The organism is Paenibacillus sp. FSL R5-0636, from assembly GCF_037974255.1.
In the GTDB taxonomy this organism is placed as follows: domain Bacteria; phylum Bacillota; class Bacilli; order Paenibacillales; family Paenibacillaceae; genus Paenibacillus_AQ; species Paenibacillus_AQ odorifer.
This window is the reverse complement of sequence record NZ_CP150232.1, coordinates 4085389-4107018: the sequence shown is the minus strand read 5'-3', so window position 1 is coordinate 4107018 and position 21630 is coordinate 4085389. Positions and strand designations below refer to the sequence as shown.

The 21630-nt window shown below is 43.6% G+C and carries 16 protein-coding genes; 10 read left to right on the top strand and 6 right to left on the bottom strand.

Features of this window, described 5'->3' with window-relative positions; translation table 11 throughout:
- The first annotated feature begins 7 nt into the window (after positions 1-7).
- Positions 8-841, top strand: coding sequence for an AraC family transcriptional regulator (locus tag MKX34_RS18675; protein ID WP_076296237.1), 834 nt, complete (start codon positions 8-10; stop codon positions 839-841).
- A 106-nt stretch (positions 842-947) separates the two neighbouring features.
- Entirely contained in the window at positions 948-2336 is a 1389-nt protein-coding gene (locus MKX34_RS18670) for a sulfatase (RefSeq protein ID WP_036688200.1), read from the top strand.
- An 81-nt stretch (positions 2337-2417) separates the two neighbouring features.
- Here MKX34_RS18670 and MKX34_RS18665 read toward each other — a convergent pair whose 3' ends face one another.
- Together MKX34_RS18665 and MKX34_RS18660 are read right to left on the bottom strand one after the other, a co-directional pair.
- Positions 2418-4196 carry a histidine kinase gene (locus MKX34_RS18665; RefSeq protein WP_036688197.1) on the bottom strand — a complete coding sequence of 593 codons (1779 nt, stop codon included), beginning with the start codon at positions 4194-4196 and terminating at the stop codon, positions 2418-2420.
- Positions 4183-5622, bottom strand: a complete 1440-nt coding sequence (locus MKX34_RS18660; protein WP_076296236.1) for a response regulator — start codon at positions 5620-5622, stop codon at positions 4183-4185. The genes MKX34_RS18665 and MKX34_RS18660 overlap by 14 nt, the downstream gene beginning before the upstream one ends.
- A gap of 249 nt (positions 5623-5871) precedes the next feature.
- Here MKX34_RS18660 and MKX34_RS18655 point away from each other — a divergent pair, with 249 nt between their 5' ends.
- From MKX34_RS18655 to MKX34_RS18635, 5 genes are all read left to right on the top strand, one after another.
- Entirely contained in the window at positions 5872-6840 is a 969-nt protein-coding gene (locus tag MKX34_RS18655; protein ID WP_038571727.1) for an ABC transporter permease subunit, read from the top strand.
- A gap of 24 nt (positions 6841-6864) precedes the next feature.
- The gene (locus MKX34_RS18650) at positions 6865-7764 is read left to right on the top strand and encodes a carbohydrate ABC transporter permease (protein ID WP_051491567.1); all 900 of its coding nucleotides are present in this window, start codon (positions 6865-6867) and stop codon (positions 7762-7764) included.
- 57 nt (positions 7765-7821) lie between these two features.
- Positions 7822-9453, top strand: a complete 1632-nt coding sequence (locus tag MKX34_RS18645; protein WP_076296235.1) for an extracellular solute-binding protein — start codon at positions 7822-7824, stop codon at positions 9451-9453.
- A gap of 121 nt (positions 9454-9574) precedes the next feature.
- Complete coding sequence (locus MKX34_RS18640) at positions 9575-11470, top strand: family 20 glycosylhydrolase (protein ID WP_076296234.1); 1896 nt, start codon at positions 9575-9577, stop codon at positions 11468-11470.
- Between the two features lie 15 nt (positions 11471-11485).
- Complete coding sequence (locus tag MKX34_RS18635) at positions 11486-12985, top strand: arylsulfatase (protein ID WP_076146426.1); 1500 nt, start codon at positions 11486-11488, stop codon at positions 12983-12985.
- 72 nt (positions 12986-13057) lie between these two features.
- Here the strand turns inward: MKX34_RS18635 and MKX34_RS18630 are convergent, their stop codons facing one another.
- A complete protein-coding gene (locus tag MKX34_RS18630) occupies positions 13058-14512 on the bottom strand; it encodes a sulfatase-like hydrolase/transferase (RefSeq protein WP_076098970.1) in 1455 nt (484 codons plus the stop codon).
- A 154-nt stretch (positions 14513-14666) separates the two neighbouring features.
- Here MKX34_RS18630 and MKX34_RS18625 point away from each other — a divergent pair, with 154 nt between their 5' ends.
- Together MKX34_RS18625 and MKX34_RS18620 are read left to right on the top strand one after the other, a co-directional pair.
- Positions 14667-16412, top strand: coding sequence for a beta-galactosidase (locus MKX34_RS18625; RefSeq protein ID WP_076296233.1), 1746 nt, complete (start codon positions 14667-14669; stop codon positions 16410-16412).
- A 131-nt stretch (positions 16413-16543) separates the two neighbouring features.
- Positions 16544-16933 (top strand): hypothetical protein, encoded by a 390-nt coding sequence (locus MKX34_RS18620; RefSeq protein WP_076225205.1) that lies wholly within the window; start codon positions 16544-16546, stop codon positions 16931-16933.
- 81 nt (positions 16934-17014) lie between these two features.
- On the opposite strand, the gene MKX34_RS18615 is transcribed toward MKX34_RS18620, so the two are convergent.
- Both MKX34_RS18615 and MKX34_RS18610 read right to left on the bottom strand, forming a co-directional pair.
- Entirely contained in the window at positions 17015-18040 is a 1026-nt protein-coding gene (locus tag MKX34_RS18615; protein WP_076296232.1) for a serine hydrolase, read from the bottom strand.
- Positions 18041-18053: 13 nt separating this feature from the next.
- A complete protein-coding gene (locus MKX34_RS18610; RefSeq protein WP_076098972.1) occupies positions 18054-18884 on the bottom strand; it encodes a MerR family transcriptional regulator in 831 nt (276 codons plus the stop codon).
- A 297-nt stretch (positions 18885-19181) separates the two neighbouring features.
- Here MKX34_RS18610 and MKX34_RS18605 point away from each other — a divergent pair, with 297 nt between their 5' ends.
- Positions 19182-19601 (top strand): hypothetical protein, encoded by a 420-nt coding sequence (locus MKX34_RS18605; protein WP_036688177.1) that lies wholly within the window; start codon positions 19182-19184, stop codon positions 19599-19601.
- Positions 19602-19655: 54 nt separating this feature from the next.
- On the opposite strand, the gene MKX34_RS18600 is transcribed toward MKX34_RS18605, so the two are convergent.
- Positions 19656-21572 (bottom strand): right-handed parallel beta-helix repeat-containing protein, encoded by a 1917-nt coding sequence (locus tag MKX34_RS18600; protein ID WP_076296231.1) that lies wholly within the window; start codon positions 21570-21572, stop codon positions 19656-19658.
- Between the last annotated feature and the right edge of the window lie 58 nt (positions 21573-21630).

Genomic DNA, 21630 nt, shown 5'->3' with positions numbered 1-21630 from the left:
AACTTCCTTGTCCTCTATCATCCATAGTCAGTTTGACATCAACGTGCTGGACGTCCTAAAGATTCAATATCAGAAGCGGATCCTGTTCGATTATGTACAGTCTTGTTATACCGTCTCTTATATCCAAAAAGGTGAGGTATTGACGACATCCTCCGAAGGAGAATATGTTGCTTCTGCCGGAGATGTGATGATCCACCGTCCTAACGAGCCTTTTAATGTGATCTCCAAAACGGATGGTGTACATTATCTGTTTAATATTAACGCTAAAGTTAAAGACGGAGATGACTTCTTTAAGTTATTCCCTTTAGGCAAGGTGATTCGGGTCCGGGATCGAAGCGAATATGAGCGAAGGTTTGACGAGTTGCGGAGCCTGTGGTTGCAGGAGGAAGATGATTTCAGGAATGTTCAGGTTGGTTCATTGGCATTTTTTCTTCTTTATGAAATTATGGAGAGTACCAAGCTTGGCGGGCGACGTTCTTCACGAGATCCCTTTATCACGGACCGCTTTAATGAAGCGTTGCAATATATGGAGGAGAGGCTTGATCAGGAGATTAGTAGAGAGGAGCTTTCCAAGCTCTATCATATGAATCCTGTTTATTTTAGCCGGGCATTTCAGAAAATATATAAACTGACACCCATGCAAATGCTGCGAAAATTGCGGCTGCAGCAAGCTAAACAAATGCTGGAATATACGTATTATACAATCGAGCATATCTCCCAGAGATGTGGTTATTATGATGCTTCACACTTCAGCAAGGTATTTCGTGGCGAATACGGTAAGGGGCCGGCAGAGTACCGGAAAAGTATCGAATTTACAAAAACAAACATCGCTACTCCATAGCGGAGCTTTCCATATTCATTTACTCTTATAAGCATGAGCAGATCATTCTAAGCTGCCCGAATCGAGCGTAACCATTTCGATGAAAAGGAAAGGCAGGGAATAACTCATGAGAATCTTGTATTTGGATTTGGATTCGCTTCGCCCGGACCATCTGGGATGTTATGGCTATCATCGGAATACCTCCCCGAATATCGATTCAATCGCAAAAGAAGGTGTCACCTTTACCAACTACTATTGTTCAGATGCTCCTTGCCTGCCGTCTCGTTCTGCTTTAATGTCGGGGCGATTTGGCATTCATAATGGGATTGTAGGGCATGGCGGAACCGCTGCTGATATGCGTAGAGAAGGAGCAAAACGTGAATTCAATGACCGGTTGGGGATGGAGAGCCTTCCGGCTATATTAAGGCAAGCGGCGATGAAAACTGCATCGATCAGCACCTTCTCCGAACGACACTCGGCTTGGACCTTTAACGCCGGGTTCCAAGAAGTGTTTAATGTTGGTGGCAGAGGGCATGAGACGGCAGAGCAGGTGCTTCCAGTGGCACTTAAATGGCTTGAGGATAATGGGGAGTCCGAAAATTGGTTTCTGCACCTGAATTTCTGGGATCCGCATACACCTTATCGTACACCTGAGAGCTATGGTAATCCGTTCGAGAAGGAGCCTTTACCCGATTGGATCACGGAAGACGTGTTTGAGCTTCACCGAAATAAGAAGGGGCAGCATAGTATTGAAGATATGAATGCGCTCGCGAAATCGCATTATCAGCAGCATTTCAGGCATCAGCAGGAGATAGAGAACCGTGATGACCTGCGTGTTATCTTTGACAACTATGATGCTGGAGTTAAGTATCTGGACGAGCATCTCGGGAAAGTTTTTTCTAAGCTGAGAGAACTTGGCGTGATGGAAGATACGGCTATCTTGATCTCTGCGGATCATGGAGAGAGTCTGGGTGAACTAGGAATTTACTCCGAACATGGCACAGCAGACGAGGCGACTTGCCGTATTCCGATGATTGTTCGCTGGCCAGGGGGCAAGAAGGGAATCGTGGAGGAGGGGCTACATTATCACCTTGATCTAGGACCTACATTAGCAAGCCTTTTGAATTTGAAAGCGGCTGCTTCTTGGGATGGTGAAAGTTATGCAGGTACCATTCTGGAGGGGGATTTGGGAGGGCGTGAGTATCTCGTAATCTCACAATGTGCGCATGTGTGTCAACGCAGCGTTCGGTTTGCGGATTGGTTATATATACGTACCTATCATGACGGACACCATGGATTCCCGCAAGAAATGCTTTTTGATTTGAAGCATGATCCTTATGAACAACATAATCTTGCCGAAGTGCGTAAAGACGTTTGTATGGAGGCTGTCTATCTGTTGAATGAATGGCATGATAATATGATGGGCTCCATGGATTGTGATATCGATCCATTATGGACGGTACTTATGGAAGGTGGACCCTACCATGCCAAAGAGTATCTGAGCTCATCCTTATAGGATGCTTAATAATATCCTAGTAAATGCGGCGAATGAAAGACATATGAAATGGAGGTTGCCCTGAATGGGCAACCTCCCTATTTATGTTCTCGCTTTTTGTGGATCTATTAAAGATCCGGGAAGCCTCAAAACGGTCTTAGTCCCGCTACCCTCCTTACTATACAGCAGAACGCCGCAAGGATCGCCATACTTAAGATTTAGACGATTATTGACATTTAGGAGACCGATATGATCTCCTGATTCTATATTCTTACCAGCCAGCAACTCCGTAAGTTGTTCCAGTCTTGTTGTATCGATTCCTACACCATTATCTTCTACCACGATTTCAAGCAGCCCCGCTTCGTTTTTCTCTACGGAGATCAGCAAAATTCCTTGTCCTTGTGCCTCAAGCCCATGACCAAGCGCATTTTCAACAATAGGTTGAAGGATCATTTTAGGCACGGGAATGTGTAACCATTCCTGGGGACACAACAGCTTGTAAGTAAATTTGTCCGGGAAACGGCCTTGGTAAATCCTCACACAAGATTCCGCGATTTTCAGCTCTTCCCCAAGAGTTACCTCCTCTTTGCCTTTGATGCTGTACTTGAGCATTGTGCTTAAGGCGGTAGTCATCTCGAAGATATCCCGATTTCCTTTTACGATCGCAACGCCCTTGATTGTATCTAAAGTATTGCTTAAGAAATGCGGATTAATTTGACTTTGTAAATACGAATATTCCGCCCGCTGCTTTTCCAGATCGGTCAGATAAAGTTGAGTTGAAGCATCGATTAATTGGTCCGTCAAATCGTGGATCCGTGTGGTCATATCGTTGAACTGTCGAGAGATGATTTCAATCTCAGCATAGCCCTTTAAATCGACCTTGTTGTTCAATATCCCCAGACTTCCGCCCTTTAATTGATTCATATAGCGCATAAGCCTAGACAACGGTCTTAAGAGATTCATCATAAGCACAGAATAGGGGATAGAGACGACCAGCAAGATTAAGGCTAGAAGAGCATAGCTGACCTTCTTCAATTTCTCCAGTTCTTTCATTAAATTATGGACAGGAACAGCGGTTATGATTTTTCCAGAGATCTCCGGTAAGCTAAAGGACTGAATTGCATATTTCTTTCCATGAACGGTCTCGACGATGGACTCTCCATCCCTTCCAGTTGCCCGAGTTTGAAACTGCTGGAGCATATCCTCCGGCTCATTGCTATTAGAGTAGATCATGCCTTTATCATCCATCATAAAAAAGCTGGTTCCGACCAATCGGGGATACTCAGAAATTTCAGTTTGAATGGCCTTCATATCTACAATAACTGCGAGATAGCCAATTTTTTCACCATATAGGGACGTGTCACCTGAAGCGAAGATGTTCATCCCGAAAAGCAGTTTTCTCTTGTCGATGACTTTGTCTGGAGGACTGTATCCGCGATAATGAACGATTCCATCCTCCTCAGCTGTTTTCATAAGATCGATAGCATATTTTGTTCTTCCTGCTAAGGAGATACGTGTGTTTGAGCTGCCGATAACAATAATATCTAAGATATCCGTGTTCATATTTCGGGCGATGCTCAACAATCCTTCAACTTTTTGGGATAGATCGTAGACTCGAAGCTTATCATTCTCGACTAGGAACTTTTGGACGGTCGAATCGTAACCCACATTCATCATCATGGAAGAAACGTTGGCATAGTTGTCAGAAATCCGTTGCTTGAGGAGGGAGACCAGCTCTGTATTGTATTGCGTATTTTGATTAATGATAGTTTCGCTTGATAGTTGGTAGACTCGTGAAACGATGATTGGGATAATGGCAACAATAAATAACCCGAATAGCAAAACCTGAGTACGGATGGATAGTCTCTTAAATGTCTTCATTGTTTTGTTCCCTATATTGTGTAGGTGTCATTTTGAGATGCCGTTTAAAAATTCGTGTGAAATAGAAATAATCCTGAAAACCGCATTTCTCACCGATTTGGTAAATGGAAAGGTTGGTTTCGATCAGCGTTTTACAAGCGTATTCAATTCGTAAACGACTGATATGTTCGATGATGGTCTCGCCGACCTCTTTTTTGAATAATTGGCATAAGTAATTTGGACTTAAAAAAAACTGATTGGCTAAATGCTGGATCGAAATTTCTTGATTGAAATGGTTGCGGATGTATAACATGATTTCTTTGACTTTGTGGTTTGAGATTCGTGAAATATCAGTTTCGTTTCTGTTCATAAAAATATCAAGTGTCATAAGAATCAGATCATCAATCATAGCTTCAGCCGTGCCGTACCGATAATAGAGCTGTTCATATCCTTCAAAAAAACGGCCGCTAACCCGAGTCCCTTCCCGAGGAAATAAGTAGAGGATCGATGTATAGAGCAAATAGGCTTCTTTAATGGTGAACGTTCCCTCTTTGAATAATTTCTTTATCGATTCCATGGCTGCTATGAAACCGAGCCGGTCTTTATTATGAAGAATCCGGGAAATCTCTTTGAGTTTCTCGTCGATCGGTATTTCCTGTTGTGGATTCACCCGGTAACATCCGGGCATCCCCGTTGCGAACATACTGAAAGCAGCATGAGAGGCGGACTCTAAAGACGCATCCAATTGTTGTATATCCGAAATAGGTGGACCGATCCCGACTCCGCACTCTTGTACAACTTCTGTTTGTTCAAGACCCTGGAGGAAGACTTCGTATTGGCACTCTTCCAATAAGTAACCGTACCGACGGCGGCTCATTGGGAAGACCAGGGAGGAGAACTGCCTAACATCTACAGGTGAACTTAACCCTTGGATAACAATGGGGATATGAGGGGTATCTTTCGACAAGGGTATTTTCTTCTCATCCAACCATAAGTTAATTCGTTCAAGATCTCCGGAACAAACCGCTTCATAAAGTTCGAAGTCGTGGATAGGTTGTTCTTTAACTGTCTTGGAATCGTGTTGCTGGGCTATTCGGTTGAGCATTCCTTCAATTTCTTCGATTTCAAAGGGTTTGAGACAATATCCGAAAGTACCATAATTCATTGCTTTTTGTGCATAAGCGAACTCGGCATGTCCGCTGAGTACGATAAAGATCGTATCAGGCGCGATGGCCTTGCCACGTTGAATGAGCTCTAGTCCATTCATAACAGGCATCTTGATATCTGTTAGAACAAGGGTGGGGCGAAGCGATTGAATTAATTGAAGGGCTTCTTGCCCGTTTTCGGCATCGCCGATTACTTCAAAGCCGTATTTCTTCCAATTCACTCCTGCTTTAATTCCTTCTACAATCCACTTCTCATCATCTGCAATAATCACTGAACGCATAAGTGAATCCCCCTTTCTTTATAGAGCTCTTAGATTTATCCTAGCGATTGTGGACCAAGGGGGGTATGGACTATCTTACGCTCACTATGTCCGATATTACGAGTCACGGGAAGGTCACCCGCCAAGGTGTGAAAAATCCACATGACCGGAGTTGTATTCTCTATACAAGAGAATTTACACTCCCGATATAATTTACCATATAAATCGCTTACAAGCATAACAATCTCATACAGAAAGGTGGGGAGAAGATTGGCTGATTCTGTAACCACTCGAACGCCTAAGCGAAGCTTAAAAACTCTTGCTCCAAAGCAAAGTTTAGGGAAAACGATTTTACAGTACAAGTATTTTTACCTTATGGTTCTACCGGTGTTAATCTGGTACGCCCTCTTCAGCTATGCTCCCATGTACGGTGTAACGCTAGCGTTCAAAACATTTAATTACAGTGAGGGGATTCTGGGCAGTCCTTGGGTTGGATTGGAGAATTTTCAAACGCTGCTGACCGACCCCGATTTTCGCAAGGCGTTTTGGAATACGGTCATTATCAGCTTGATGAAGCTGGTCACTCATTTCCCGATGCCCATTATCCTGGCGATTGTTTTATATGAGTTTTCCAGGACAAAAATGAAGCGTTTTTTTCAGACGATCCTGACGTTCCCGCATTTTATATCGTGGGTTGTACTGTCGGGGATTATTATTAATATTTTAAGCAAGGACGGGATTTATAACCAGATCATCATGCTGTTTGGTGGAGATCCGAATTCTCCTCTTGTCGATGAAAGTGCATTCAGACCCGTTCTGTATATCACGCATGTGTGGCGAGAGATCGGTTGGGATTCAATCATTTACCTGGCGGCTCTGGCAGGGATCAATCCTGAGCTGTTTGAAGCGGCTGAAGTGGACGGAGCGAATCGGTTTCGCCGTTTACTAAACATCGCATGGCCGGGTTTGAAGAGTACAGTCGCAGTCCTGCTAATCCTTCAAGTTGGACAACTACTAACCCAAGGTTCGAGCTTCGAGCAAATTTTCAACCTGTATAGTTCGCCGGTATATTCGGTTGCCGACACGATCGATACTTACATTTATCGGACTTCATTCACGATTGGAGGAGACTTTGGATATATGACCGCCGTGGGTGTCGTCAAGTCCATTATCAGCCTAATCCTTTTATGGGCGGCCAATACGTTCGCTAAGAAGATGGGCGAGGAAGGACTGTATTAATCTGCAGGAAAAGGGGAGAAGCAAGTGACCGACATAACGGTTAAAAAGAGAAAAAAGTGGAGTGTTTTCGATATCGTCGCATTCGTGGTGCTGGGGCTCCTAGCAATAGTAACATTTTTTCCCTTCTATAATGTTCTTATTATCTCTGTGGCAAAGTTCGAAGCGATTAGTAAAAGCGACTTTTATATTTTTCCGCTTTCGTTTGACCTGTCCGCTTACAAGCTTTTGCTTCAGGATATGAAGTTTTGGACTTCCATCTTTAATTCTGTCATCGTAACAGTGGTTGGCGTGTTGTTCAGCATGACAATCTCTGTGGCGGGAGCTTACGCATTATCCAAGCGGGGTATGCCCGGCAGAAACATAATGCTTAGCTTGATCTTGTTCACTATGTTTTTCAATGGCGGTTTAATTCCTTTTTACTTAGTCGTTAAAGATCTAGGATTCGTAAACAATATACTCGTCATGATCATCCCTGCGGGTCTCAATACGTTTTATCTAATCATTATGAAAAACTATTTCAATACCATTCCAGAAAGCTTGGAAGAATCGGCTAAGCTGGATGGGGCGAATGATCTGTACATTCTTTTCAAAATCATTATTCCAATTTCTGCTCCATTCATGGCGACTTTTGCTTTGTTCTATGCTGTGGAAAGATGGAATGAATGGTGGTATGCATTAATTTTTATCAGTGACGCGGCAAAAGCACCCCTTCAGATTTATCTACGGGAGACACTTATTACTTCGAATTCCTTGCTAAGCCAAATGGCACAAACGATGGCCGAGCAGGAGCAGACGGGAAAGGTCTACACACCTGCACTTCAAATGGCAGCGATTGTAGTTTCGAGTATTCCGATTATTGTTGTTTATCCGTTCCTGCAGAAGCATTTTAATAAAGGCATTATGGTGGGTTCAATAAAAGGATAAGAAAGATTTTAAATAGATTGATTCTATCCTAAAATAGTATAAAGGGAGGTTTCAAGCATGCATAGAAAGAAAATAATGACATTGGCATTATGTATAACTTTGTTCGCTTCAGTACTCACGGCTTGCGGTGGAGGCAATAACGGCAAAGGGCAGGCTGGTTCAAACGGTGAAACATCTCCGAATTCTTCTAACTCTACGGATAATCCTTACAAGGATCCAATGACTATTTCTCTTGGGTTTTGGGATGCAGATGCCGAGATTGCTAACATCGAAAAGGACCCGATTGCTAAACAAGTATTGGAGAAATTTAACATCACACTAAAACCTGTCAATTTGTCTTGGGATGACTATACCCAGAAGATTCAAATGTGGGCCGCTTCCGGCCAATTGCCAGACATTTTCGCGATTGACGCCGTAGGTACACAATATCAGCGCAAATGGGTGAATCAAGGCGTTGTCAAAGCGCTCCCGGATCTTTCAAAGTATCCAAATCTTGCAAAATACTTCGAATCGCCAGATATTAAAGGATTAGGAGTGGATGGAAAGTATTATACTGTGCCTCGCCGGATGTTCCCGAGTGTCGATTGGAGCGCACTGGATCGTATGGTCTTCTATCGTTGGGATCTTGCTCAAAAGGCTGGGATCACCAAAGAACCAGAGACATGGGAAGAGTTTGAAGCTATGCTTGATGCAATCGTAAAGTCGGATCCGGAAGGCAAGCATGTTACTGGTCTTACAACGACAACTACCAAGATGCTGGGCGGATTCTTCTGGTTGTATGGCAACCCGGTTGCTACTAGTGATGGAAGCGGCAGTGATTTTAAATGGATCAAAGAGGATGGGAAGTTTATCCCTGCTGTATTTTCGAAAAATGCGCTGCCAGCGCTGCAAAACATGAAGAATATGTACGAAAAAGGATTGATCGATCCAGACATCGCGCTTGTTAAACCAGCAGAGTCCTATGACAATTTCGTAGCAGGCAAAGCAGCTGCTCTCCTGAGCGGTGGAGGTTTCATAAATTTAAATAGCGATATGTATGAAAAACGCTGGAAAACAGCTTATCCGGATAAGGATATGACGGAGAGCGTGAAGGCGCTCAAACCGCTTATCGGTCCTGATGGTGAACGTTCACACGCTATCTTTAAAACATACTGGTCAGAAAGCTATTTCAGCAATAAGATTGACGATAAAAAGATGGATCGCATCATGGCACTCTATGATTATGTGTTGTCTCCTGAAGGCAAGGATCTGTTGACTTATGGCATCGAAGGTGTAGATTACAAGCTCGAAAATGGGCAGAAGGTTGTCATTGAAAAGGGTTCGTTAAATGAGAAGTATCCAGCTAGCAGATTTCTGAAGAATTTGGTGGCATATGAAACTTCAGATAGCTATAACATGGATAACCCGACGATTGCTAACGAAGGAATCCGCAAAGAAGCTGTCGATTACATCGACTGGATTCAGAATAATACGAAGGTTCCAGAATATGATATTCGGTTAACTTATATGTCCACCCCAACAAAGGATAAATTTACTGTGCTTGACCATGATGATTTGCTTAAGATCATGCTTTCCAAAGAACCTGTTGAGAGTTACTGGAATAGCATTGTGAACGATTATAAGGCAAAAGGCCTTGATAAAATGATTGAGGAAGTAAATGAGAAGGCCAAGGAACAAGGTATTGAATAATGGATAAATAGAGAAGATCCGGGCGGAAGTAGCCCGGATCTTCCGTTTAATTATTTGAAGTATGGCTTAGACGGTGCGGCGCTACTGACCGCATACTTATAAGATTGGGAGGGTAAAGTTTATGAACCTTAGCATTCACTTGACAGGGTTAACTGAGAAACAGCTAGCAGCTGTTTCAGAAGTAGCGGGAATATTGAGTATTCGAATGGAACGCTCAGGGATACCAGTGAATTGTAAGAAGCAAGGGAAGGGCATTCGAATATCTTACGATGAGGCTCAGGTCACCATTGTGTATGAAGAGGAACATCAGTTGATCCGGGCACTCAGCCGATTTCTTGAGAACATACGCCGTGGAGAACGAGTTGAAATTAATGAACGACCGGTTTATGAACAGTTAGGCTTCATGGTAGACTGTTCGCGAAATGCGGTTCTTAACTATGAAGGATATAAGGAATTGATCCGGCGTTTAGCGGTTATGGGATATTCAACGGTTCAGTTGTATACGGAAGACACCTACGAACTGGAGGGATACCCTTATTTCGGCTATTTGCGAGGCCGATATACAGGAGATCAAATTCGGGAGCTGGATCAGTATGCCGCGTTATTTGGCATAGAACTGGTTCCTTGTATTCAGACCCTGGCCCATCTCGGACAAGCATTGAAATGGCAGGCACATGCACCGCTTGTGGATTTCCAGGATATTCTCCTTATTGATGATTCCAGAACTTACAAGTTAATTGATCGAATGTTTGCTTTTATGTCGGTTCATGTAAGCAGTCGCCGCATAAATATCGGGATGGACGAAGCTCATATGATGGGACTTGGTAAATACCTGGATAAGCATGGGTATCAGGATCGATCTTCATTAATGTTAAAACACTTTAGCACTGTTATGGAGATCGCCAGAAAATATGGTTTCCAGACGATGATGTGGAGCGACATGTTTTTCCGTCTGGCCAGTTCCGGAGAATATTACGATGCTGAAAGTCCAATTAGCCCTGATATTGTAAAGCTGATTCCTGAAGATGTTACCTTGATCTACTGGGATTATTATTCGGAAACGCAGGAGAAATACGACGGGATGTTAAGCAAACATAAGCAGCTGAATGATCATATTGGATTTGCAGGTGGTGCTTGGAAATGGATGGGCTTCGCTCCAAACAATGAATTCAGTCGCCATGTCAGTCTGCTGGCTCATGATAGCTGTGTTAAGCATGGAATTCAAGAAGTGTTGATTACCGCATGGGGAGATAATGGCGCTGAAGCTTCCGTTTTCTCGGTTCTTCCTACCCTTCAACTTTGGGCGGAGCTGAGCTACACGGGATGTTTCGTGGAGAACCATGTCAAAGAAAGATTCAGCAGCTGTGTGCAAGGCAATTATGATGACTTTATGGCACTTGATGCGGCCAACCTGGTTCCGGGTAATTCGGCTCCGGGGGGATGTTCTATCAATCCGGCTAAATACTTGCTTTATCAAGATATTTTGTGTGGTTTGTTTGATCGACATGTTATTCCTAACGCGTATTCGAAGCATTATCAGCAAAGTGCAGAAAAGCTCGAACAGGCGATCACTCGCAATTCGCCTTGGCAATCCTTATTCTCTGTACAAGCCAGCTTGTGTCGCTTGCTCGAAATAAAGAGCGAAATCGGGATTTCTATACGCGACGCTTATCATCAGGGGAATTTAGAGGAATTGGCTCACTTTGCCAAGGTGACTTTGCCACAATTATCTGATTTAGCCAGACAATTCATGGACGACTATCGAGTGCAATGGGAGCTGGAAAATAAGGTATTTGGTCTTGATGTTTTTGATCTTCGTATGGGAGGAATGCTTGAGAGAATCAGAACGGCGATTCATCGAATCAATCGTTATGTCGAAGGGAACGTGGAGCAGATTGCTGAATTAGAAGAGGAGCTTCTGACGTTCGACGGTCTTGTTGACGAGGGCGACCCCAGGACGATAAGTGCGAATTTATGGCACACGATTGCAACACCATCCGTGATCGCTGGGGTTTAAGGAGGGGGTGAGGTTATGATTGATACTAATCTGGACCATCAAAAGGGCACAAAGCAGCCCAACCTTTTGCTTATCACCGTAGATCAGATGCGTTTTGATTGCCTGAGCATTATGGGACATCCCGTCGTTGAGACACCCAACCTGGACGCTCTGGCATCAAGGGGGATCTTATTTGAGCACGCTTACTCGGCTACCCCCAGTTGTATTCCCGCCAGGGCTGCTATCATGACAGGAATGGGGCAAAGATCACATGGGCGGGTTGGTTATCGGGATAAGGTTGAATGGAATTACGCCCATACGATTGCCGGAGAGCTTGCTCAAGCTGGTTATCATACGCAGTGTGTTGGCAAGATGCATGTGTATCCTGCACGTAATCTATGTGGTTTCCATAATGTGGTGCTTCATGATGGATATCTTCACTACAATCGGGATAAGAGCAAAACGTTACAGGATGAACACTATGATCAAGTGGATGATTATTTGCAGTGGCTGCGAAGACAAACTAATGCTAACTCGGATATCACTGATTTAGGCCTTGATTGCAACGCCTCAACGGTTGCCCGCCCCTGGCACTTGCCGGAAGCGATGCATCCCACGAATTGGTGCGTGACCGAGTCGCTAGACTTTTTGCGAAGAAGGGACCCTGGGAAACCATTTTTCTTATGGTCTTCCTTCGTTCGCCCGCATTCCCCATTGGATCCGCCACAATGTTATCTAGATATGTACAAGGACTTGGAATTTCCCGATCCTCCAATCGGAGACTGGGTGGACGAGAGTGCGGCCTTAAACGGAGCTAAGGATCCAACTTCTTCGTTCACTAATTTGCCAAAGCGCAGATTGGATCGTGCCCGTGCGGCGTATTACGCGCTAATTACGCATCTTGACGACCAAATTGGGAGGTTGATCAATGGGCTGCAGGAGTATGGAGTTTTAAATGAAACTTTGATTCTATTTACTTCTGATCATGGTGAAATGATGGGGGATCACCATTACTTCCGCAAATCTCTTCCTTATGAAGGAAGTGCTAAGATTCCTTTCATAGTGTTTGATCCGGGAGAAACGCTTGGACTTCTTGCAGGCTCCCGGCCTGATTCCATTGTAGAGCTTCGCGATATTATGCCCACATTTCTTGAAGCTGCTGGCGTCCAAATACCAGTTCCAGTAGAAGGGCAAAGTGTGTTGCCGCTGTGCAGGGGAGATCAGACATTATGGCGATCTTATATTCATGGGGAACAAGCCTATGGAGAAAAGTCCCACCACTTCTTAACGGATGGAAGAGAGAAATTTATTTGGTATTCTCAGACAGGGGAAGAGCAGTATTTTGATCTAGCGGCAGACCCCTCAGAGAAGATTAATGCGATAGGCTGTACTGATAAATTTGAGCGTATAAAAGAGTGGAGAGAGCGTCTTATTCACGAGCTGGAGGGACGAGAGGAAGGGTTTGTAAACAACGGCGAATGGATTGCCGGACGCCCAATATCTCATATTCTAAAGGCATCCCAATTGGGGAAATAATCATAACATAGGGCAACCAGAACTCACAGGTTGCCCTACGTCTGTTACGGATATAAAGAAAGGTTAGTGAATTTACCAGCTACTCCGGCGTTCAGGCAAAGGGTCCTGATCTTGAATCATTCGATGGACGAGCAATTCAACCATCGAATGGCGAATATCACTATAATCGGGATCTTCAAAACGATTGGAGTTTTCATGAGGATCCTCTTTCAAATCATACAATTCGCCGTAGGTCTCACCTGCGAAAATCACCAGCTTATAACGTGTTGTACGCAAACACTTAGCGTTAATGCCGCGGTCATGAGCAATATAAGCGGTCAGGGCAGAATTGCGCACATGGGACTCTCTTCCAGCCAGCACCTCCATCTGTGACACACCTTGAATTCCGTAGGGAGTTTTGAGACCTGCGGCTGCAAGCAGTGTGGGGACAATATCAACATGTTCCATCAAAGCAGGGACCCGTTGCCCGGAAGCAATCCCAGGACCGCGTACGATCATCGGGATTCGTGTTAACCCTTCATAAAACCACGGCCCCTTGTAAATTAGTCCATGGTCACCGAGCAGTTCTCCATGATCGCTGGTAAAGAGGATGACTACATCATCGTACATTTCTTTTTGACGCCAAGCTTTTATAATACGTCCGATCTGCGCATCAATGAAGGTAATCATCGCATAATAATTTCGGGTGAGCCGTTTCATATGCGCTTCATCAAGAGAATGCTCCTCACCGCCACCAGGCCAATATCCTCCCTGACTCTGACGCAGCAGATGTGGAGGACGAAGATGCACGTCATCTGCTTCTCTGGCTGGAGATGGAATGTCAGTGTCAGCGTACATATCCGCGTAAGCTTTTGGAGGGTCAAAGGGGTGATGTGGATCGACGAAACTGGTCCATAAAAATAGCGGTTGCTCGGTTTTGTGGGCGAGGATAGCATCGATACTCCGTTCAGCAATCCAATAAGTCTGATGCAGCTCCGGAGGGAGTTCGCTCTCCCACACATCGTTTTGAGCATTAGAAGCTCTGTAATGGTCCTTGCTGAAACGCTCTGCCACTTCAGGGTTACGCTGTCTAAGCCACTCCATATATTCCCCGATACAATTATCTTCCGTAATATGATGTTCATCAAATCCGTAGTACGTTCCATCGGAAGCTCTTCCGCGGTCACGATAAGCAGGCTCTTCATATTCTTGTGAAAAGTTCCCCTTCATCTGAGGGCGGAAATGCATCTTTCCTATACCGATGGTTTCATAATCCGCTTTCTTTAAATGATCGCATAAGGTAAGTTCGTCTTCTCTGAGTGTGGTACCGATGTTCCAGGCACCATGAACATGCGGATACCTGCCTGTAAAAATGGAAGAACGTGAAGGCGTGCAAACGGGACTAGCGCAGTAAGCGCCAGTGAAGAGTGTGCCTTCCGAAGCAAGCTGGTCAAGTTCAGGTGTCAGTACGGAAGCGTTTTCGATACCTAGTGCGTCCGCGCGCATTTGATCTGTGGTAATTAACCAAATATGAGTTCTTTTTGACATCCGTAATAACCCCCTATGAATATAGTGTATAGCATCACAAAAGCCCCTAGCAACCAATGAATTCTCCATATATTTCATTAGAATCGTCCATATGGGTTGATATTTTTATTACCTATAATTAAATAGTCTATCTCAATGTTGGAGGAGAAATTATATGCGGAAGTTATCCATATCAGGGGATCATTTTATATTGGACGAACAACCCATCCGGTTGCTTTCTGGTGCGCTTCATTATTTCCGGATCGTTCCGGAATATTGGCAGGATCGTTTGCTGAAGCTGAAGGCTTGTGGATTGAATACTGTTGAAACCTATATTCCTTGGAATTTACACGAACCAGAGGAGGGGAACTTCAATTTTGCTGGATTTGCTGACATCGAGGCTTTCGTTAGACTTGCCGGAGAGCTTGGTTTGCACGTGATTTTGCGGCCAAGTCCTTATATTTGTGCGGAATGGGAATTCGGTGGATTGCCAGCTTGGTTACTTGCGGACAATAACATACAACTGCGTTGTAATGATAACGTCTATTTATCTAAGTTGGATGCCTATTTCGATGAGTTGCTTCCACGTCTGCGGCCCTTGTTAAGCACTAACGGTGGGCCTGTGCTTGCCCTTCAAGTAGAGAACGAATATGGAAGCTTTGGTAGTGATAAGACTTACCTGAATGATCTAAAAGCAGGAATAATCGCCCGCGGCATGGACGTTTTGCTGTTTACTTCAGATGGAGCTGAAGATCATATGCTCCAAGGCGGTATGATTGACGGAGTGTTCGCCACTGTAAATTTTGGTTCACGGGCAAAGGAAGCCTTTGCTAAACTACGTGAATATCAGCCTACGGGACCGTTGATGTGTATGGAATTCTGGAATGGATGGTTTGACCACTGGATGAAACCGCATAATACACGCCCCGAATCTGAAGTAGCGGAGACTTTGGATGAAATGCTGGCTTTAGGAGCCTCTGTTAACTTCTATATGTTCCATGGGGGGACGAATTTTGGATTTATGAATGGGGCAAATCTTTTTGACAAATATGAGCCCATCGTAACCAGCTACGATTATGATACGCTGCTGGACGAATCCGGTAAGCCAACTGCAAAATTCTATGCAGCACGAAAAATAATTGAGAAATACGTAACGTTACCGCCACTGGAATTACCGCCGTTATTAAAGTCACAAGCTTATGGTAAAGTGTTGATGACAGAAGCAGCACCACTGTTCACTCAGTTAGACGTTTTGTCTACCCCAGAACATAGAGCATGTCCCGAGCCAATGGAGAAACTGGGTCAGAATCATGGGTTCATCTTATATTCGACGAGGATCAGTGGACCCCGCAGCAGTATGGAGCTCGTCCTTCAAGAAGTACGTGATCGTGCGCTTGTATTCGCGAATGGGGCCTTTGTCGGTACAGTTGAACGCTGGGATCCGCGAGGAATTCCATTAGAGGTTCCAACGGAGGGACTGCAGATCGACATCCTTGTGGAGAATATGGGGCGTGTAAATTATGGCCCGCTGCTTTGTGATCCAAAAGGCATAACCTGTGGCGTTAGACTCGGCTATCAATTCCTGCATGATTGGACCATTCATTCTTTGCCTTTAACCAATCTTAAGGGATTATCATTCACACCGATAGATTGCGAGCAACGTCAGCAGCCTACTTTTTACCGGGGGAGCTTTCAAGTCAGTAAGTCTGAGGATACTTTTTTGCGGCTGGACGGATGGAGTAAAGGTCAGGTTTTCATAAACGGCTTTAATTTAGGGCGCTACTGGGAGCAGGGTCCAACTAAAACACTATACTTACCAGCTCCGCTTCTGCGTCAAGGTGATAACGAGCTTATCTTATTCGAACTACATGGCGTAATGGAGCCAGTAGTTACTTTTGTAGATACACCGGTGCTCACATGATATTTAACGGTTGAGTAAGTATCATGATTCTATAGTACGGGTCTGATGATTTTTAATATATAATCAAAACAGCCCAACAATTTATAGGAACTGAAAATGCACGATTAGGGTGGGTTAGAGGAGGATTTTAAATGAGCTATGATTTGATGGCATTTGAGACGTCTAAAGCACCGCAAGAGAGAGCAACGTTTATGGAGTGGTATGAGCAGCAAGTGCAGTGGTCGGAAGACCATGCCTATAACGATCCATCGGTTTTATCGGAGGCGCTGCAACGCTTTTATAGTGAGTTGTCTGAGCAATTTCCTAATATGAATGTAGAGGACGAGATTTTTGAGGCGATGGAGGAAGCCGGAACGGATAACCGGTTAACTGACTACTCGCTTGGCTCATCCGTCATCTATGCGGCTTTTGCGTATTCCGTAGCTGACGAAGCTTATACGGCGATGCGGGAGTTGGCTATAAAACATAAAGTTGGATTTTTTGATGTAAGCAGCAACGAAGGTGATATTATTTTTCCTTGAAGCAATATGATTTAGAGTGTAGACAGCTGGTTGCTCTCCTAGTTGTGAATGAAGGGGCAACCAGCATGTTTTTTATCTTCTTTACTCTACTACAGACGGAATAATACACTCCTTAATCAGAGGCCAGCGGTCACGAGGCTGAAGTGTGAATTCTGAGGCGATGGTTACGACAAGATCCTTTTCTGGAATGCAGCAAATGACATTACCACCATCACCTAACGCTGAGTAGGTGTAAACCCCGTCTTCTTCGCGTAGCCACCACAAGTAACCGTAATGATTAGGGTTCATCGCTGTTGATTCCTCAATCCATGTCTCCGAAATGATCTGATTTTGCTCCCATTGTCCACGGTTCAAATATAATAAACCAAAACGCGCCATATCGCGTGGAGACAACGTAAGTCCCCATCCTCCTGTGGTGATACGATTTGGGTCTTCCACCCACCCCTTCACATTTACCCCAAACAAATCATCGAACCCAAATGAGCTCATCTCATAATCCGGGATTTCATTCATTCCGATAGGTTTAAATAAACGTTCGTTGGCGAACTCACGGGCACTTTGTCCAGTGCTGCGCGTGATGATGGCAGAAAGCAGATGTGCTCCAGCGGTAGAATATTTGAAATCCCCAATTGTTCCTTGTTGGCCTAGCATATCCAGCGTATATTTTACCCAGTCAGGCTGCATACACATTTGCTCCAGCGGTTCGTGCCAATCTGCAAAAGCATAAGGTGCGGTCATCGTAAGGAGATGGTGCAAGGTGATTTCTTGTTTTTGCGGATCTTGAGCAGCGTTTGGAACATAGTCCGGGAAAAACTCCAGTACCTTTTGATCTGCATTGTTAATAAAGCCAGCATCTATGGCAATGCCTATGAGCGCGGATATGATACTTTTTGTTACAGAGGCCACATGATGTGTGTCATTCGGGCCAGCGCCATTATAATATTTTTCATAAGCGATAGTTCCACTTCTTATCACAACAATCCCGTTGATATTGCTATACTCGGATTTGATCCTTGATTCTAGTTCTGAAAGCATATCAGCATCCATTCCCAAGTTTGCGGGGGCTGAGATTTGCCAATCTGAAGTTGGATAATTGTTTTTGAGCATGAAAGTAACTCCTTTATGAATTTTTTTTCTTTACTGGAAAATAGACCTCGGTAACCAGATCCTCAGGCACAGCGGCTTGTATCGGGTCCGTTACATATATTTCATAGGGCGAATTCACCATTTCATAACCTTCATTTTCTATCCATTCTCTCAGCTTTGCATAGACCGAGGTCAATTCTGAATAGGCGCCTTTAAGAACAGATCTCGCACAAAGAGCATCAGGCAAATCTCTTGTACCTTTTACAACCTCTTTTATGGGGAGAGCAAACTCTGTATCATTTCCGGCTGGATTATATTCATGGCTGTGATAAATTGTTATTGGCGTACCGAGCAAAGTGAGTTTTTCAGTGGCGATTTTTTCATATAGCCCGCTAAAATAATGTCCATAACCTAGCGCATAGTCATCACTGCTCAACATCTGACGCGTAAAAAGAATATTCATAGGCTGAGTTTCAACAAGCTCTACTTTTATCTCATTCAGGTAGGACATCATGGGGATACCTTTCTCCAAATTTAATACATCACTATTGATTTGTTTTAAGGTGTATTCATAAGTACTTATTTTCTCCTGTATTTCTTTTTTCTTGAGATTAAGGGCTGAGTAGAGCTTCTCTTCTGAATGATCCTGTTCCCATTGCAAAATGTCTCTGATTTCTTCCAGCGAGAAATAATAAGCTTTTAGACGATTGATAAAAAGCATTTTTTTAAGTTGTTTGATGGAGTAATACCTATAACCGTTCTCAGGGTTAATCTCATCGGGATGAATTAATCCGATCTCATCATAATATCGAAGCGTCTTCGTAGAAACTTCGCATATCTTCGAGAATTCTCCAATCGACAGCAAAAAGTCATCTCCTTTTTTCGTTTGAATTAAGCTTCCAAGCTAAAACATCGATGTTTGGTTCTAGATCTACTTAACACCTTACCCTAAGGTCAAAGTCAACAGCAAAATAGTGAACCGATTCCAAGGTTACGACAATATATAGGTAAATGGCCATTCAGAAAGGAGTAGCCAACGGGGCTACCCTTATTTATTAGAGTGTATCATTTTAGCTAAAGCCTTCAAATATTTCCCATAAAACTTCTAGAACATGTTAAGATTTTCACAAGAAAAGATTATAGGAATGGAGAGGAGAACATTTTGTCTAGAAAAAAATACGTATCTTTATTCGTTTTGTTTATCGTCCTGTTATCGGGTTGCGAAAAAAACAATGCCGATATATCCAATAATACAGATGTAGATGTAACTGATGATCAAGAATATAACTTGCTGATTACGAATAACAGTCCGTTATTTTTAAAAAGTGTAGTTGTTACCGTTGATGAAGGAAATGACGTTCAAATTAACTCTTTGATCGACAGTAATATTAAGCATGGTGGGGTAGCAAAGTTCCCCATAGATAATGGAAAGCATTTATTTAAGGTTACACTCAATCCGAAAGATAATTACTCGGTCAGTAAAGAATTTAAGGAAGAATTTAAAGCAGGAGAGATTGTTGAATATCAGATCCTAATAGAACAAAACGAAGTATCTATTCAAAAGATTAAGGATATTAAATAGCAGACTCAATTATAGCAATGAAAAAGCAGGTGGACTTGCCACCTGCTTTACCGATCACCACACTTTAATATAATTTTTGCCCTTATTCAAAAGTGTAAGAGGTCCTAAAGTGCTTTTATGTTCTTTCTTTTTATCCAGAAAATCTGTATCCAGGATTATATTGCTGCCATCCGGATTCTCAAACTCGGCATCCACGATGCGCACCCGCGGCAAAGTCTCAGTTGAATGTACCTCACCTAAGAAGTTAACGAAGCTTTCAGGCAGATCAATAGAAAGGAATCCTTCTTCTCCTTGATCTACAATAAAGAAGTCTGGACCAAAGCTTTCCTCAACCAGCTTTACATTCTCTCTTTCGAAAGGCTCAGCACCGTTTAAATAAGCGTTGTTATTAATGAACATAGGCTGTTCAACGAGTTCAAACTCCTCAAGATCACCGTGTAACTTATGGACATTCTCGATATACTCCGCCAAAGAGGTGGTGTAGTTATTGAAATGTGATGTTCCCACGCCTGTCCATCCGTCTTTTCCAACAATGATATTGTTATAGAATCGATCGTCCCCACCATAAATAAGTGAGAAACCGGCAATTTTTGTACTATGCGGAAGATGATATTGCGTGGACCGGTTTAGTACCTTTCGATGAACCATCCTGCCGCCGATCAGATTGTTGATATAGGCTCCACCTTGGGCTACATTCTCCAAAGCATGTTTAGCTGTCAAGATATTATGGTCAACAATGTAAGGGCCATGGCTTACTTCTATAAACAAATCCCGGTGATTTTGATAGAACAGATTTTTACTGATTCTTGTCCCTTGGGTCTGCCAATCCAGCCATAAACCTAAAGTACAATCGTGAATCCGGTTATGGTGGATGTGAGTATCGATCGGTGCGTGAAGCTTGATCCCGGCAATTTCGTGGCCCCAGAATTCCCGTTTTATCGCAATGTTGTAAATATGGTTATGATGAATTTCGCTGAAAATACAACCTAAGTGGCCGACGATGGCATTTTGGCCGCAATCATAAATGGTATTATGGCGGATAAGATGTGAACCGATCGATTCTTTGCTCCAGCCCTGACGCTCAGCAGTAAAGACGGATTCAAGCTGATATTGATATCCGGGTTTGTCTTTTCGAATGGTACGGTAATTATGGCCTGTGGAAGCTTCTTTGCCGATACTGATAGCGCTGCATTTTGCATCGTGAATGATATTATTTTCAATAATCCAGCCTTTGCTCCAGTTAGTGCCCAGCAGTCCGGGCTGGTCTGCCGTTGGAGGTGCCCAAGGTGTTGCCGCATGCGCCATTTCAAAACCTTTTACAGTAATATAATCAATCCCGGTTTCTTCAGGGTAGAAACAAGATCTGCGTACATTGATTTCTACCAGTTCTTTGTTCGGGTTGGCACCTTGGAAATTAGCGTAAATCGTGGTGTGGTCAGGGCTTACTTTGGCAAACCAAACATAGGTCGTCTGTTTTGGATTTTGGACCGGAACCATCTCATGTGTCCAGAGATCCTTGAACTCCAGCTTTTCGACGGGAGCTGCCAGTTGATCATACTGACTGACCTCATAAAAAGACATGCCATTTAGATATACATCGCCTAAGTGTCTTGTCTCCTCTATAGTGACGAGCCAATCGCCAGACACTTCCTCAACATACGGATTAAAGCTGCCAAAAAACGTGTTCGGCAAGATCGCTTTCCAAATATGATTCTCAACCTGCTGCCAATCTTGTATATGTTCAGAGCCTTTTATGACAACCTGCTCGTCTTCAGCGGCTTGATAAATAATTCTTCTTTGTTCGCTTAATCCTTTGTATCTCGGTTTTACCCATTCGCGATATATCCCTTCATGAACGATAACCTTATCCCCAGCCACAGCTGCTGAAGCCGCTTTATTGATGGTTAAAAAAGGATCATGTTGAGTACCTTGACCTTGATCTGAACCAGTTTTTGATACGTGATATTCCATTGTCCTATAACCTCCGCTTGGTTGACTTTATCCAATATTATAGGAAATAACGTTGTTA